The 13,314-nt window shown below is 74.8% G+C and carries 14 protein-coding genes; 6 read left to right on the forward strand and 8 right to left on the reverse strand.

Going from position 1 to position 13,314, the window contains the following annotated elements; all coding sequences use genetic code 11:
- Positions 1-158 precede the first annotated feature (158 nt).
- From meaB to mtnA, 5 genes are all read right to left on the reverse strand, one after another.
- Positions 159-1,127 carry a methylmalonyl Co-A mutase-associated GTPase MeaB gene (meaB, locus tag AB0D67_RS21445; protein WP_362938245.1) on the reverse strand — a complete coding sequence of 323 codons (969 nt, stop codon included), beginning with the start codon at positions 1,125-1,127 and terminating at the stop codon, positions 159-161.
- Positions 1,111-3,306 carry a methylmalonyl-CoA mutase gene (gene scpA / locus AB0D67_RS21450; protein WP_362938248.1) on the reverse strand — a complete coding sequence of 732 codons (2,196 nt, stop codon included), beginning with the start codon at positions 3,304-3,306 and terminating at the stop codon, positions 1,111-1,113. The genes meaB and scpA overlap by 17 nt, the downstream gene beginning before the upstream one ends.
- Complete coding sequence (locus tag AB0D67_RS21455) at positions 3,303-5,117, reverse strand: methylmalonyl-CoA mutase family protein (RefSeq protein WP_362938251.1); 1,815 nt, start codon at positions 5,115-5,117, stop codon at positions 3,303-3,305. The genes scpA and AB0D67_RS21455 overlap by 4 nt, the downstream gene beginning before the upstream one ends.
- 123 nt (positions 5,118-5,240) lie before the next feature.
- Positions 5,241-6,005: an N-acetylmuramoyl-L-alanine amidase gene (locus AB0D67_RS21460; RefSeq protein ID WP_362938254.1), complete on the reverse strand. Its 765-nt coding sequence runs from the start codon at positions 6,003-6,005 to the stop codon at positions 5,241-5,243.
- 207 nt (positions 6,006-6,212) lie between these two features.
- Positions 6,213-7,193: an S-methyl-5-thioribose-1-phosphate isomerase gene (gene mtnA, locus AB0D67_RS21465; protein ID WP_362938257.1), complete on the reverse strand. Its 981-nt coding sequence runs from the start codon at positions 7,191-7,193 to the stop codon at positions 6,213-6,215.
- 306 nt (positions 7,194-7,499) lie between these two features.
- Here mtnA and AB0D67_RS21470 point away from each other — a divergent pair, with 306 nt between their 5' ends.
- Complete coding sequence (locus AB0D67_RS21470) at positions 7,500-8,216, forward strand: DUF4232 domain-containing protein (RefSeq protein WP_362938260.1); 717 nt, start codon at positions 7,500-7,502, stop codon at positions 8,214-8,216.
- A 63-nt stretch (positions 8,217-8,279) separates the two neighbouring features.
- Entirely contained in the window at positions 8,280-8,894 is a 615-nt protein-coding gene (locus AB0D67_RS21475) for a gamma carbonic anhydrase family protein (protein ID WP_362938263.1), read from the forward strand.
- 24 nt (positions 8,895-8,918) lie between these two features.
- Here the strand turns inward: AB0D67_RS21475 and AB0D67_RS21480 are convergent, their stop codons facing one another.
- On the reverse strand, positions 8,919-9,392 hold the full coding sequence (locus AB0D67_RS21480; RefSeq protein WP_362938266.1) for a nuclear transport factor 2 family protein: 474 nt from the start codon (positions 9,390-9,392) through the stop codon (positions 8,919-8,921).
- A gap of 103 nt (positions 9,393-9,495) precedes the next feature.
- Between AB0D67_RS21480 and AB0D67_RS21485 the strand changes: the two genes are divergently transcribed.
- Positions 9,496-10,176: a TetR/AcrR family transcriptional regulator gene (locus tag AB0D67_RS21485; protein ID WP_362938269.1), complete on the forward strand. Its 681-nt coding sequence runs from the start codon at positions 9,496-9,498 to the stop codon at positions 10,174-10,176.
- On the opposite strand, the gene AB0D67_RS21490 is transcribed toward AB0D67_RS21485, so the two are convergent.
- A complete protein-coding gene (locus AB0D67_RS21490; protein ID WP_362938272.1) occupies positions 10,145-10,339 on the reverse strand; it encodes a hypothetical protein in 195 nt (64 codons plus the stop codon). The two genes, AB0D67_RS21485 and AB0D67_RS21490, sit on opposite strands and share 32 nt — an antisense overlap.
- Positions 10,340-10,447: 108 nt before the next feature.
- Positions 10,448-11,113: a TetR family transcriptional regulator gene (locus AB0D67_RS21495; protein WP_362938275.1), complete on the reverse strand. Its 666-nt coding sequence runs from the start codon at positions 11,111-11,113 to the stop codon at positions 10,448-10,450.
- 91 nt (positions 11,114-11,204) lie between these two features.
- Between AB0D67_RS21495 and AB0D67_RS21500 the strand changes: the two genes are divergently transcribed.
- From AB0D67_RS21500 to AB0D67_RS21510, 3 genes are read left to right on the forward strand one after another with little or no spacing between them, the layout of a single operon-like run.
- A complete protein-coding gene (locus AB0D67_RS21500; protein ID WP_362938278.1) occupies positions 11,205-12,119 on the forward strand; it encodes an NADP-dependent oxidoreductase in 915 nt (304 codons plus the stop codon).
- Positions 12,116-12,694, forward strand: a complete 579-nt coding sequence (locus AB0D67_RS21505; RefSeq protein WP_362938281.1) for a PPOX class F420-dependent oxidoreductase — start codon at positions 12,116-12,118, stop codon at positions 12,692-12,694. Before AB0D67_RS21500 ends, AB0D67_RS21505 begins: the two co-directional genes overlap by 4 nt.
- Positions 12,695-12,723: 29 nt before the next feature.
- Positions 12,724-13,248 carry a hypothetical protein gene (locus AB0D67_RS21510; RefSeq protein WP_362938284.1) on the forward strand — a complete coding sequence of 175 codons (525 nt, stop codon included), beginning with the start codon at positions 12,724-12,726 and terminating at the stop codon, positions 13,246-13,248.
- Positions 13,249-13,314: the final 66 nt, after the last annotated feature.

Below are 13,314 nucleotides of genomic sequence, written 5' to 3' on the forward strand. Positions count from 1 at the left end.
TGTCAACTTTCGCCTTGACATTCCACCACATCCAGTGGTCATCTGAGGTCCGGCCCGGACGGTGCCGCCGCCGGGCGTGACCGGCCGGCCGTCGCGGCGGGCCCCCGGCCCGCGGGTCCCCGGCCCATCGGCTCACAGGCCCGGTCCGCGGGGTCCGCTCACTCGCGGAAGGCCGCCAGGATCCGGTCGGCGGCCAGGGACGGCGTCAGCGTCCCGGCCCGCACGTCCCGCTCGATCTCGGCGGTGATCCCGGCCACCCGCGGATGCCCGTGCAGCGCCGCCAGCAGCCGGTCGGTCACCAGCGACCAGGTCCAGCGGACCTGCTGGCGCCGGCGGCGCTCCTCCAGCTCGCCCGAGGCGGCCAGCGCGTCCTGGTGGGCGACGACGTGCGCCCACAGCTCGTCCAGTCCGGCGCCCGACATCCCGCTGCAGGTCAGCACCGGCACCGTACGCTCCGAGCGCAGCAGCCGCAGTGCCCCGGCCAGCTCCCGGGCCGCCTTGCGGGCGTCGGCCTCCCCCGGCCCGTCGGCCTTGTTGACCGCGATCACGTCGGCGAGCTCCAGCACGCCCTTCTTGATGCCCTGGAGCTGGTCGCCCGTCCGCGCCAGGGCCAGCAGCAGGAAGGTGTCGACCATGTCGGCGACGGCGGTCTCGGACTGGCCCACGCCGACGGTCTCCACCAGCACGACGTCGTAGCCGGCGGCCTCCACCACGACCATCGCCTCCCGCGTCGCCCGCGTGACGCCGCCCAGGGTGCCGGAGGTCGGCGAGGGCCGGATGAAGGCGTCCGGGTCGGCGGCCAGGCGTGCCATCCTCGTCTTGTCGCCGAGGATGCTGCCGCCGGTCCTGGTGGACGACGGATCGACGGCGAGCACCGCCACCCGGTGCCCCTGACCGGTCAGCCGCACGCCGAGGGCGTCGATGAACGTCGACTTGCCCACCCCCGGCACGCCGGTCACGCCGACCCGGCGCGCCCGGCCGGCCGACGGGGTCAGCTCGGCCAGCAGCCGCTGCGCCAGCTCCCGGTGGTCGGGGCGGGAGGACTCCACCAGGGTGATCGCCCGTGCGATCCACGCCCGGGAGCCCTCCTTCACCCCGGCGGCGTAGTCGTCAAGCGTCCGCGCCATGGCCCAGCCGGGTGAGCAGGTCGGCGAGCAGCCCGCGGGCGGCGTCGGCGATCACGGTGCCGGGCGGGAAGATCGCCGAGGCCCCGGCGGCGCGCAGCGCGTCGAAGTCGCCCGGCGGGATCACCCCGCCGACCACGATCATGACGTCCTCGGCGCCGAGCCCGGCGAGCGCGTCGCGCAGGGCGGGCACCAGCGTCAGGTGCCCCGCCGCCAGCGAGGAGACCCCGACCACGTGCACGTCGGCCTCGACCGCCTGGCGGGCGACCTCCTCGGGCGTCTGGAACAGCGGGCCGACGTCCACGTCGAACCCGAGGTCGGCGAAGGCCGTGGCGATCACCTTCTGGCCCCGGTCGTGGCCGTCCTGGCCCATCTTGGCCACCAGGATCCGGGGGCGTCGCCCCTCCAGCCGCTCGAATCCGGCGCACAGGTCGCGGACCTCGTCCACGCCGGAACCCACCTCCTCCCGGTACACCCCGGAGATCGTGCGGACCTGGCCGGCGTGCCGGCCGAAGACCTTCTCCAGCGCCTCGGAGATCTCCCCGACGGTGGCCTTGGCGCGGGCCGCCTCCACCGACAGCGCGAGCAGGTTCGCGCCGCCCTCCGCGCCCTTCGTCAGTGCCGCCAGCGCCTCCTCCACCGCGCGCGGGTCGCGCTCGGCGCGCAGCCGGCGGAGCTTGTCGAGCTGCCGGGCCCGCACCGCGGTGTTGTCGACCTTGAGCACCTCGATGGGCTCGTCGGCGTCGGGCCGGTACTTGTTGACGCCGATGACCGGCTGCGCCCCGGTGTCGATGCGGGCCTGGGTGCGGGCGGCGGCCTCCTCGATGCGGAGCTTGGGCAGTCCCGCGTCGATCGCGGCGGCCATGCCCCCGGCCGCCTCCACCTCCTCGATGTGCCCCCACGCCCTGCGCGCCAGCTCGGCGGTGAGCCGCTCGACGTAGTAGGAGCCGCCCCACGGGTCGATCACCCGGCAGGTGCCCGACTCCTGCTGCAACAGCAGCTGGGTGTTGCGGGCGATCCGCGCGGAGAAGTCGCCCGGCAGCGCCAGCGCCTCGTCCAGCGCGTTGGTGTGCAGCGACTGGGTGTGCCCCTGGGTGGCGGCCATCGCCTCCACGCAGGTGCGCACCACGTTGTTGAAGACGTCCTGGGCGGTCAGCGACCAGCCGGAGGTCTGCGAGTGCGTCCGCAGCGACAGCGACTTGGGGTTCTCGGCCCCGAACCCCGACACCAGCCTCGCCCACAGCAGCCGGGCGGCCCGCAGCTTGGCGACCTCCATGAAGAAGTTCATGCCGATGCACCAGAAGAACGACAGGCGCGGCGCGAACGCGTCGACGTCCAGGCCCGCGCCGACGCCGGCCCGCAGGTACTCCAGGCCGTCGGCGAGGGTGTAGGCCAGCTCCAGGTCGCAGGTCGCCCCGGCCTCCTGGATGTGGTAGCCGGAGATCGAGATCGAGTTGAACTTCGGCATCCGCTCACTGGTGTAGGCGAAGATGTCGGAGATGATCCGCATCGACGGCCCAGGCGGGTAGATGTAGGTGTTGCGGACCATGAACTCCTTGAGGATGTCGTTCTGGATGGTCCCGGCCAGCTGTTCCGGCGCCACCCCCTGCTCCTCGGCGGCCACGATGTACAGCGCCAGCACCGGCAGCACCGCGCCGTTCATGGTCATCGACACGCTCATCCTCTCCAGCGGGATGCCGTCGAAGAGCTGCCGCATGTCGTAGATCGAGTCGATCGCCACCCCGGCCATGCCGACGTCGCCGGCCACCCGGGGGTGGTCGGAGTCGTAGCCCCGGTGGGTCGCCAGGTCGAAGGCGACCGACAGGCCCTTCTGCCCGGCGGCGAGGTTGCGCCGGTAGAAGGCGTTGGACTCCTCGGCGGTGGAGAAGCCGGCGTACTGCCGGATCGTCCACGGCTGGGTGGCGTACATCGTCGGGTACGGCCCGCGCAGGTACGGCGCCACGCCCGGGTAGGTCACCGGGAAGTCCAGCCCGTCGAGGTCGGCGGCGGTGTAGAGGGGCTTCACCCCGATCCCCTCGGGGGTCTCCCACACCGGCCCGCCCCCGCCGTTTCCGGAGGCACGCCGTACGGCCGGCCCGGCGGCGCTCCCACCGCCGTCCGGTGGAACCGAGGAGGCGCTCTCACCGCCGTCCAGCGGGACCGAGGAGAAGTCGGGAATCATCGGGTCACCCCCAGGTCGTCGAAGGTCGTGCGGAGCACGCCGAGCGCGTCGCACCCGGCGTACAGGTGGTCGTCCACACCCGGGTACTCCCCCCGCCCGGCCAGCCAGATCCTCCTGGCCCCGGCCGCGCGCAGCGCGGCGGCCACCGGGGCGGCGTGCTCGCCGTACAGGCGGTCGCCGGAGCACAGGCAGGCGACCCGCGCGCCGGAGGCGGTGAACGCGGCGGCGATCTCCTCCGGGTCGGTCAGCGGGCCGCCCGGCACGGTGGCGATCCCGCCGGCCTGGAACAGGTTGGCCGCGAACGACGCCCTGGCGTTGTGCGCGGCCACCGGCCCGATGGTCGCCAGGAACACCTGAGGGCGGACCGGCTGGGCGTCGGCCAGGTCGCGCAATCGCTCGAACTCCCCGGCGTAGTGGACGCCGGAGGCGGGACGCGGGTGCGGGGGGCGCCGCAGCGGGCGCTCGGCCGGGTCGGGGAACTCGCTCACCCCGGTGATCGGGTCGCGGCGGTGCGCGACGGCCTCGGCGCGCCGCTCCCGGGTGGCGGCCAGCCGCCGGGCGACGAGGTCGTCCCCGCCCTCCGACCCCGCGCCGCCGGCGCGCGCGATCTCCCGGAACCACTCCCAGGCCCGCTCGGCCAGGTCGCGGGTGAGGCGCTCGACGTAGTAGGAGCCGCCGGCCGGGTCTGTCACCCGGGCCACGTGGGCCTCCTCCAGCAGCAGCGAGTGGGTGTTGCGCGCGATGCGGCGGGCGAAGGCGTCCGGCAGGCCCAGCCGGGCGTCGAATGGCTGCACGGTCACCGCGTCGGCCCCGCCGGTGCCGGCCGCGAAGCAGGCGAGCGTGGTGCGCAGCATGTTCACCCACGGGTCGCGGGCGGTCATCATGGCCGAGGAGGTCACCGCGTGCTGGCGCTGCCCGGCGTTCCGCGTCACCCCGCACACCTCGGCGACCCGGGCCCACAGCAGGCGCGCGGCGCGGAGCTTGGCGATGGTGAGGAACTGGTCGGCGGTGGCGGCGTAGCGGAACTCCAGCTGCCCGAACGCCTCCTCCTCGCCCAGCCCGGCGCCGGTCAGCACCCGCAGCGCCGCGACGCCCGCGGCCAGGGAGCAGCCCAGCTCGTCGGCGTCGCCGCCGCCGGCGTCGTGGTACGGCGTGGCGTCCACGACGGCCGCGCGCAGCCCGGGGAACTCCGCGGCGCAGCGCCGGGCCAGGTACGCGGCGATCTCCGGGTCGCGCAGCGGGTCCGCGCCCAGGGTGCCGGTCAGGAGACCCGCCGCCGGCCCGCCGCCGTTGCCGGCCGCGGGCTCGCCGGGGCCGCTCCCGGCGGGGCGCTCACGGGCGGCCTGCCCGGCGGCCAGCGTGAACAGGGTCTCGGCCGCCTCGCGGGTGCGCTCCCCGGCGTCCAGCGCGACCGAGATCAGCTCCAGGCGGACCCGTTCCAGGACGCGCGGCAGGTCCTCGGGGCCGACGGCGAGCCACAGCGAGGTGACGCCGTTCTCCAGGTCGGCGAGCACCGCCTCGGGGTCGGCCGTCTCGTGGAGCTGCCGCGTCTCCCAGCCGCCGCCCCCGGGCCGGGAGCCGCGGACGTAGGGGGCGGCTCCCGGCAGACCGGGATCGCCGGGCAGGTCGGAGGCGTCGTAGAGCGGGGCGATGGTCACACCGTCGTGGGTCGTCACGGCCAGCGCCTCCTCGGGCGAGGCCGCCTCCACGCCCGACCTGCGCAGGACCCCGAGCGCCAGTTCCCGCCACCGCTCCCGCGTGGCCGGAGGGAAGCCGGCGGTCCATCGAAGTTCCTCAGGCGGCACCGTCATGCCTGGGATCGTAAGCCCCGCGGCCCGATGACGGCGTCCCGGGGTCCCCGCCCGGGTGTGTCCCGGCCGCCGGCGGCGGGGCTCCCCCGCCCGTCCTCCCCGGCCGGCCGGGGTCCGGACCTGTCAGGTGACGGGCTCCTCCCAGGCGGCGTTCCAGGTGGCGCGGTCGACGGCGCCGGTGGCGGGCAGGCCCTTCTCCTCCTGGAACTTGCGGCAGACCCGCTGGGACTCCTCGCCGTACAGGCCGTCGGCGTCGAGGTCCCAGCCGCGCTCGCGCATCTGGCGCTGCCAGGTGCGGACGTCCGCGCCCTCCATGACCGGCGGGTACTTCAGGACGCGCCCGGGGAAGACCGGGTGCGGCTCCGGCGGGGCGGGGGTGCCGCCGGGACGGGGCGCGCCCCGCTTCACCCACGCGTACAGCGGCTCGCCGGGGCAGTCGGTGGCGTACCCGTCGCGGTGACCCTTGATCTCCCGGCCCGCGCCGCCCTCGGCGCGCAGGTACTCGACCGCGTCGAGGACGGCGTGCAGGATGCCGTCGGTGGGCTTGGTGAGCCCGGTCGAGCCGACCAGGCCCAGCACCGCGTAGTGGCCGCTGTTGAGGCCGGGGCCGTTGGCCGCGGGCAGGTGGTGCAGCCCCCTGCCCTCGAACACCTTCCGGTGCGGACACGCCACCATGCTGTAGCCGATGTCCAGCCAGCCGTTGCCGTCCATGTGCTGGTTCTGGATGGACCTGACCAGGGCGACGCACTTGGCGTGGTCGTCGACGATGCCGGGGTCGACGCGCCCGCCGGTGTAGTGGACCTTCACGCCCTTGGTGGAGGAGATCCGCGAGTACGAGCCGCGGGGGGCGCGGGCGCCCCATGAGCGGCGGGTCACGATGTCGGCCACAGGTGTCTCCAGGGGGAACGCGAACTGCTCGATGTACCGCGCGACCGACGTTATCCGTAGCGTCCCGCGAAGCGGGGCGGGTTTCGCAAATACCACCAGTCGCATCTTCGCCACATGCGGGGCCAATGACGGTTACACCCCGAACATGGACGTATCACTTCCACATCCGGAGAGGTCGAAACCACCGGGCCGGAACGGATCGCCCGGCTACGGCGTCTCGCCCCGGTCGGGGCGGATGACCCGGCGTTCGGTGACGATGGCGGTGATCAGGTCGCGCGGCGTCACGTCGAAGGCCGGGTTCAGCACGGCCGCGCCCTCCGGCGCCAGCCGTACCCCTCGCACGCCGAGCACCTCCTCCGGGTCGCGGTCCTCGATCTCGACGCGGTCCCCGGAGGGGGTCGCCAGGTCCACGGTGGACTCCGGGGCGACGACGACGAACGGCACCCCGGCGCGGCGGGCGCCCAGGGCCAGCGCGTAGGAACCGATCTTGTTGGCGGTGTCGCCGTTGGCGGCGATCCGGTCGGCTCCGATCAGCACGGCGTCGGCCTCTCCCCTGGCCAGCAGGAACGGTCCCGCCGAGTCGACGACCAGCCGGTACGGGGCTCCCATCCGGCCCAGCTCCCAGGCGGTGAGCCGGGCGCCCTGCAGCAGCGGCCGGGTCTCCAGGGCCAGCACCCCGGCCAGCCGTCCCCGCTCGTGCAGGGTCTGCGCGACGCCGAGCGCGGTGCCGCGCTCCACCGCGGCCAGGCCGCCGGTGTTGCAGACGGTCATGATCCGCGGCCGGTCACGGCCGGTCAGCTCGCACACCAGGTCAGCACCCCGCTCCCCCATGGCGCGGCAGGCCGCGATGTCGGCGTCGCGGATCTCCAGCGCGCGGCCGAGCACCGCCTCGAACCCCCCGCCGAGGTGCTTCAGCGCCTCGTCCACGCCCCAGGCGAGGTTGACCGCGGTCGGCCGGGCGGCCCGCAGCCGGGCCGCGGCGGCGGCCGGGTCCGGTTCGGTGGCCGCCGCGAGCGCGACGCCGAGCGCCCCGGCGACGCCGAGCGCGGGCGCTCCCCGCACGGCCAGCCGCCGGATGGCGTCGATGAGGCCGTCCACCGTCGCGACCCGGACGACGACGCACTCGCCGGGCAGCAGGGTCTGGTCCACCAGCTCGACGGCGTCACCGGCCCAGTCGATCGTCCGCATGCCTGGCAATCTACGCCCGCTCCCCGGGGAGGCCGCCACCCCTGTTCCGGCCCGGCGGCCACGACCGCACGACGGCGCGGGGGACAGACCTGGGCGTCGCCGAGGTCAGGGGAACCTGACCCCCCGGACAGGACCGGGCAGGCCGGGCGGGCGCGCACCGCGCCCCGGCGATGACCGGCCGCCCAGGTCAGACGGGTTCTCGCTGCTTCTCCCTGTGCGGCGCGGGCGGAGGCGCCCGTCCGAAGCGCGCCCGCCGTCCTCGCGGCCCGGCGAACAAGTCGGGGCCGCCGTACGTCTCAGAGAGGCATGAGACGATCCAACGGCGCCGGGCGCCTCCCGGCCCTCTCGATGGTGGTGGCGGGCGTGCTGATGGCCTCGGTCGCGTGCGGCTCGGCGACGCCCGTCCAGCGGAACGGCTCCCCGGTGGGGACCGCCGCCGGTGACGCCGCGCCGATCACGGCAGGGGAAGCACGGCCCGCGGACACCGCGCCGATCGCGGCCGGAGGCGCCGTGACAGCGACGACCGGTGACGCCGCGCCGATCACGGCGGGGGAAGCGCGGCCCGCGGACGCCGCCCCGGCGGCGGCCGCCGCCCTCCCGGGCACGGCGGCGCCCGGACGCTGCCGGACCGGCGCGCTCTCGGCCCGGGTCGGGCGGGTGGACGCGGGCGCGGGTCAGCGGTACGCGCCGCTGGTGCTCACCAACAGGTTCTCCGGGACCTGCCGGGTGTACGGCTTCCCGGGCCTGGTCATGATCGACCGCGGCGGCGACGCGTTGCGCACCAGGCCGCGGCGGGAGAACGTCCGCCCGCAGGGGGTGACCCTGCGGCCCGGCGCCTCCGCCCACTTCAGGATGCACTGGACCGAGGTGCCGAGCGGGCGGGAGACCACCTGCCCGGCGGCCGCGCGGCTGATGGTCATCCCGCCGGACGAGACCGCCTACCTGACGATCCCCTTCACCGCGCGGGTCTGCGACGACGGGCGCATCGACCTCACCCCGGCGGCCCCGGGCGCACGCCTCTGACCCCGTCTCCCTCCCCGGCCGCGCCCCCGGGGACCGTTAAGCATGATCGGTTACGCTGGCGGCATGTTGCTGGAGCATCGCGGTGCGCGGCCGGTGGTTCCGGAGTCCGCGTACGTCGCCCCCTCCGCCGTGCTCTGCGGCGCGGTCGTCCTCGGCGAGCGGGCCCGCGTCCTGCACGGCGCCGTGCTCACCGCCGAGAGCGGCGAGGTGCGCGTCGGAGCGGACGTGGTGGTGATGGAGAACGCCCTGGTCCGCGGCCGGGCCGGGCACCCGGCGGTCCTGGGCGACGCCGTGCTGATCGGTCCGCACGCGCACGTCAACGGGGCGGTCGTCGAGGACGAGGTGTTCGTCGCCACCGGCGCCTCGCTGTTCCCCGGGGCGGTGGCGGGCACCCGGTCGGAGCTGCGGATCAACAGCGTGCTGCACGTGAACTCCCGGCTGGCCCCCGAGACCGTCGTGCCGATCGGCTGGATCGCGGCCGGCGACCCGGCCCGGCTGTTCTCCCCCGACCGGCACGAGGAGCTGTGGGAGGTCCAGCGCGAGCTCGACTTCCCCGGCACCGTCTACGGCGTGCCGCGCGGCTCGTCGATGCGCGGCATCATGGCCCGCCAGGTCGAGTTCTACGGCACCCACCTGGAGGACCGCCTGCTCGACGATCCCGGCGGGCACGGAGGCTGACCTCCCGCCGGGCGGCCTCCCGCGTCAGCCCGCCGGGGCGTCGCCGTAGGCGGCCAGGAGCGCGGGGAGCGTTCCGGTGGCCGCGGCGATGGCGGCGGTGTTCTGGTACTCGCGCCATCGCACGACCTTCCCGCCGCGCACGGCGAGCACCCCGACGAAGCCCGCGGCGGCGCGGAGGCCGGTGGTGGTCACCGTCCCGGCCAGCTCGTACTCCACGACGATGGTCCCCGGGTCGTCCGTACGGTGGACCACGACGTCGCGGACCTCCTCGAACCGCACGGGCAGCGCGGCCCGGCCCCGCTCGGCGAAGGCGGTGAACTCCCGGCGTCCCTCGATGCGGCGCGGACGGCCGGGCGGGGCGAACGGGGTCTCGACGACGGCGTCCTCGGCGAGCAGGTCGCCGAAGCCGGCGCCGCCCTCCAGCCACCGCTTCCGCGCGGCCTCGAAGACCTCGACGGGACCGGGCTCGCCGGCCGTTCCCAGCACGTTCTCGGGCATGATGGATCCCCTCCCTGGCGGGCGGATAAGATGAGCTTTGACTCACTTTGATAATCGTGAGCAGAGACTCACTTTGTCAACGCCCGGAAGGAGGACGGTTCCGATGGCCCCGCCGACATCACGGCCGACAGATCCCGCCGAGCCCGGCACCGCGACGGGAAAGCCCACGGGAGAGCCCGCGGACCCGGCGGGCGGCCGGGGGATGCGCGCCGACGCCCGCCGCAACCGGGCCCGCATCCTCGCCGCCGCCGGGGAGGTCTTCGCCGAGAAGGGCCCCGCCGCCTCGACCGAGGAGGTCGCGGCCAGGGCCGGGGTCGCGGTCGGCACGGTCTTCAAGCACTTCCCCGCCAAGCGGGACCTGCTGCGGGCCATCATGAAGGACCTGCTCGCCGAACTGACGCGGGACGTCGCGGACCTCGCGGCCCGCGACGACCCCGCCGCGGCGCTGTTCGCCTTCATGGAGCGCACGGTGGAACAGGCCGCGCACAAGCGGACCGTCGCCGGCCTGCTGGCCGAGGCGGGCGCCGGGATCCAGGTCTCCGATGCCCTGCTGCCCCTGCGAGAGGGCATCGAGGCGCTCCTCACCCGGGCCCAGCGGGCCGGCGCCGTACGCGAGGACGCGTGCGCCGACGAGGTGATCGCCCTGATCACCGGCCTGTGCCAGGGCGCGATGCACGCCGGGTGGGACCCCGGGCTGCGCCGCCGCACCCTCGCCATCGTCGCCGACGGCCTCCGCGCTCACCCTGACGCGCTCACTCCTTCTCCGGTCCGACGAACAGGATGACCTGTCCGTCCGATCCGGCCACCGCGTCGTGGACGTACCACTCCGGCCTCACCTGGTCACGGCGGAGACCGTCGGGGTACGGCCGGTCGGACCCGTTGAACTCGTAGCGGTAATCGACTCCGGTGATCTTCCGCTCGTCCAGGACGGCCCACGCCTCGGCCACCGTACGGCCCGGGACGTCCGTCAGCCCGACGCCCTCTCCGGGCGTGTCGCGGGGTCACCGACCCGGTGTCGCGGACCCCGGGACCGGACGGGGCACCCGCCCGGCCGGTCAGGGAGCGCCGGGGCCGTCCTCGCGGGGCGTGAGCAGGGCGGAGAGCTGCTCCCGGCACAACCGCCGGTAGTCCGCGGAACCGGGTTCGACGCCGAGGATGTCGCGCACCATCTGCGGCAGCGCGATCGGCGCGAAGGCGGCCATGTGCGCGAGCAGCATGACGAACTCGGCGCTCACCTCGCCGGTGAGCTCCCCGGCCCGCTGACGGTCGCGGACGCGGCGCACGCCGTCCTCGACGCGCCGCCGGTACGCGCCGGCCGACTCCCCTGCTCCGTGTCCGGGGCCGTCGCCGAGCGCCTGCCAGATGACGAGGCGCGCCCAGTCCGGCTGATCGAGGGTCGCGTCCAGGTGGGCGCCCAGCGACTCGGCGAAGGTCGCCTCCGGCGGCACGAGCGCGTCCTGCCGGGCCGACCAGCGCCGCCGGAGCTCGTCGAGCAGGCCCTGCTTCCCGCCGAAGTAGTAGGAGATCAACTGCTGGTTCACCCCGGCGCGGGCGGCGATGCCCGCGGTCCGGGCCCCGGAGTAGCCCTTGGCGCCGAACTCGGCCACGGCGGCGTCGAGGATCTTCTCCCGGGTCCGCTCGGCGGCCAGGTCACGCTCTCCCCTGGCGCGGTGCCGGCGTGGCGTCCGCGGCGGCTCCCCGCCGCTCTCCTGAATGGTCACCGGGCCAATATATTCATCAATCAGTTGATTGACAATCATCAATTAATCGATTGATACTGAGCGCCCCCTGATCGAAGAGGAAGGACACGGCATGGCGAGGGTCGTGGTGTTCACCGAGTACGGCGAACCGGACGTGCTGCACGTCATCGACACGGAGGATCCGCGACCGGCGGAGGGCGGGATACGCGTCCGGGTGCGGGCGGCCGGCGTCCAGCCGTTCGACGCCGCCTACCGCCGGGGCGATTTCGCCCGATACCGGCCGGCCGTGTTCCCGGCGAGGCTGGGCAACGAGGTGGCCGGCGTCGTCGACGCGACCGGTCCGGGGGTCACCGGGTTCACCGCAGGAGACGAGGTCATCGCGTTCGTCGACGCCGTCGGCTACGCCGACACCGTCATCGCGCAGGCGGCCTCCGCCGTCCGCAAACCGGCCGCCATGCCGTGGCCGGAGGCCGGGGTGCTGTCGGCCGCAGGGCAGACCGCCGACACCGCGCTCGACGCGCTCGGCGTCACCGCGGGCGACCGCCTGCTGATCCACGCGGCGGCCGGGGGCGTCGGCTCGTTCGCGACGCAGCTCGCGGTCGCCCGGGGTGCCACCGTCATCGGCACCGCGAGTGAGCGGAACCACGCCTACCTCGCCGATCTCGGCGCGCTGCCGGTGACCTACGGGCCGGGGCTCGCCGGCCGGGTCAGGAGGCTGACGCCCGAGGGCGTCACCGCGGCGCTCGACTGCGTCGGCGGTGAGGCCAACGACGTCTCCGTCGAGGTGCTCGGCGCGCCGGACCGTGCGATCACCCTGGTCGACTGGCAGGCCGAACAGCGGATCGGCGTGCGCCGGGTCGGAACCGACCGCTCCGCCGCCCGGCTCGCCGGTCTCGTGTCCCGCTACGAGAAAGGGGAGCTGGTCGTGCCGGTGTGGAGGCGGTTCACCCTCGACGAGGCGCCGCTGGCGCATCGTGAGATCGAGACCGGTCACGTGCGAGGGAAGATCGCGCTGGTGACGACGTGAACCCCCGCGACGACGCCCGCCCCGGGGGCGGCGCGAACATCCGCGACCCCGGCCCCGGAGCCGACGCGGGCCCCGGAACCGATGCGGCCTCTGGAGCCGACCCGGGCCCCGGGAGCGATCCGGCCCCCGGCACCGACACGGATCGGGACGGCGCGGACCCGGCCCCCCTCCCGGCCCTCACCGCAGGCGAGATCGCCTACATCATCGCCCGGCGGCTGGGCCGGCTGGCCACCGTCGCCCCGGACGGCTCCCCCCAGGTCAACCCGGTGTCCTGTTACCACAACCCGGCCACCGGCACGCTCGACATCGGCGGCCACGCCATGGCTGCCAGCCGCAAGTACCGCAACGTCCGGGAGAACCCGCGGGTCGCCGTCGTCATCGACGACATGCCGGCCGGCGTGGAGAGCATCCGATGCCTGGAGATCCGCGGCACCGCCGAGGCCGTCGACGCCCCGGCGGACAGCGCCGCCCGCGTTCCCGGCGCGATCATCCGCATCCGCCCACGGCGGATCATCAGCTGGGGCATCGACCCGCCGCATCTCTCACGCGGCGCCCGCTCCGTCCCAGGGACGTGAGAATCCGGCATCCCCTCCTCTCCGAGGACGTGAAGCCGCGACATCCCCGGGACCCCCCGGCCATCACCGACCCCCAGCAGGCCGCCGCCCACCCGGAACTGGCGGCCCTTTCGATCATGGCCCACGGCCGCGACCGCAAAGTCGTCGAGGCCTTCGCCACGGCGCTCACCGAGCTGCCCGCCGAACACGCTCCGGATTACTATGAATACGCTTACGACATGTCCGCGCCCGAGGTGCGGCGCCTCCTGGAGGAGATCATGAAGTCTGCCACCTGGCCCGTCTACAGCCCCTTCGCCCGCGAGCACTACGGCCGCGGCATGGCGGACGGCGAAGCGAAAGGCAAAGCGGAAGGCAGAACAGAAGGCAAGGCCGAGGAGGCCGCCAGGCTGGTCCTGCTGGTGCTGAACGCCCGCGGCCTCGACGTCCCCGACGACGTCCGCACCCGGATCGCCTCCTGCACCGACCTCGACCTCCTGGAGATCTGGGCGACCCGCGCGGCGACCGCCCGGACCACCCACGACCTGTTCCACGAGACGAGCGAAGAGAACCACTGACGAAAACCCGCCCGCGAGCAGGGGCCGGCTTCCATCGGCCGGCGCGCCGGCTGCGGCTGCGGCTCC

This window comes from Streptosporangium sp. NPDC048047, assembly GCF_040653115.1.
In the GTDB taxonomy this organism is placed as follows: Bacteria; Actinomycetota; Actinomycetes; order Streptosporangiales; family Streptosporangiaceae; genus Streptosporangium.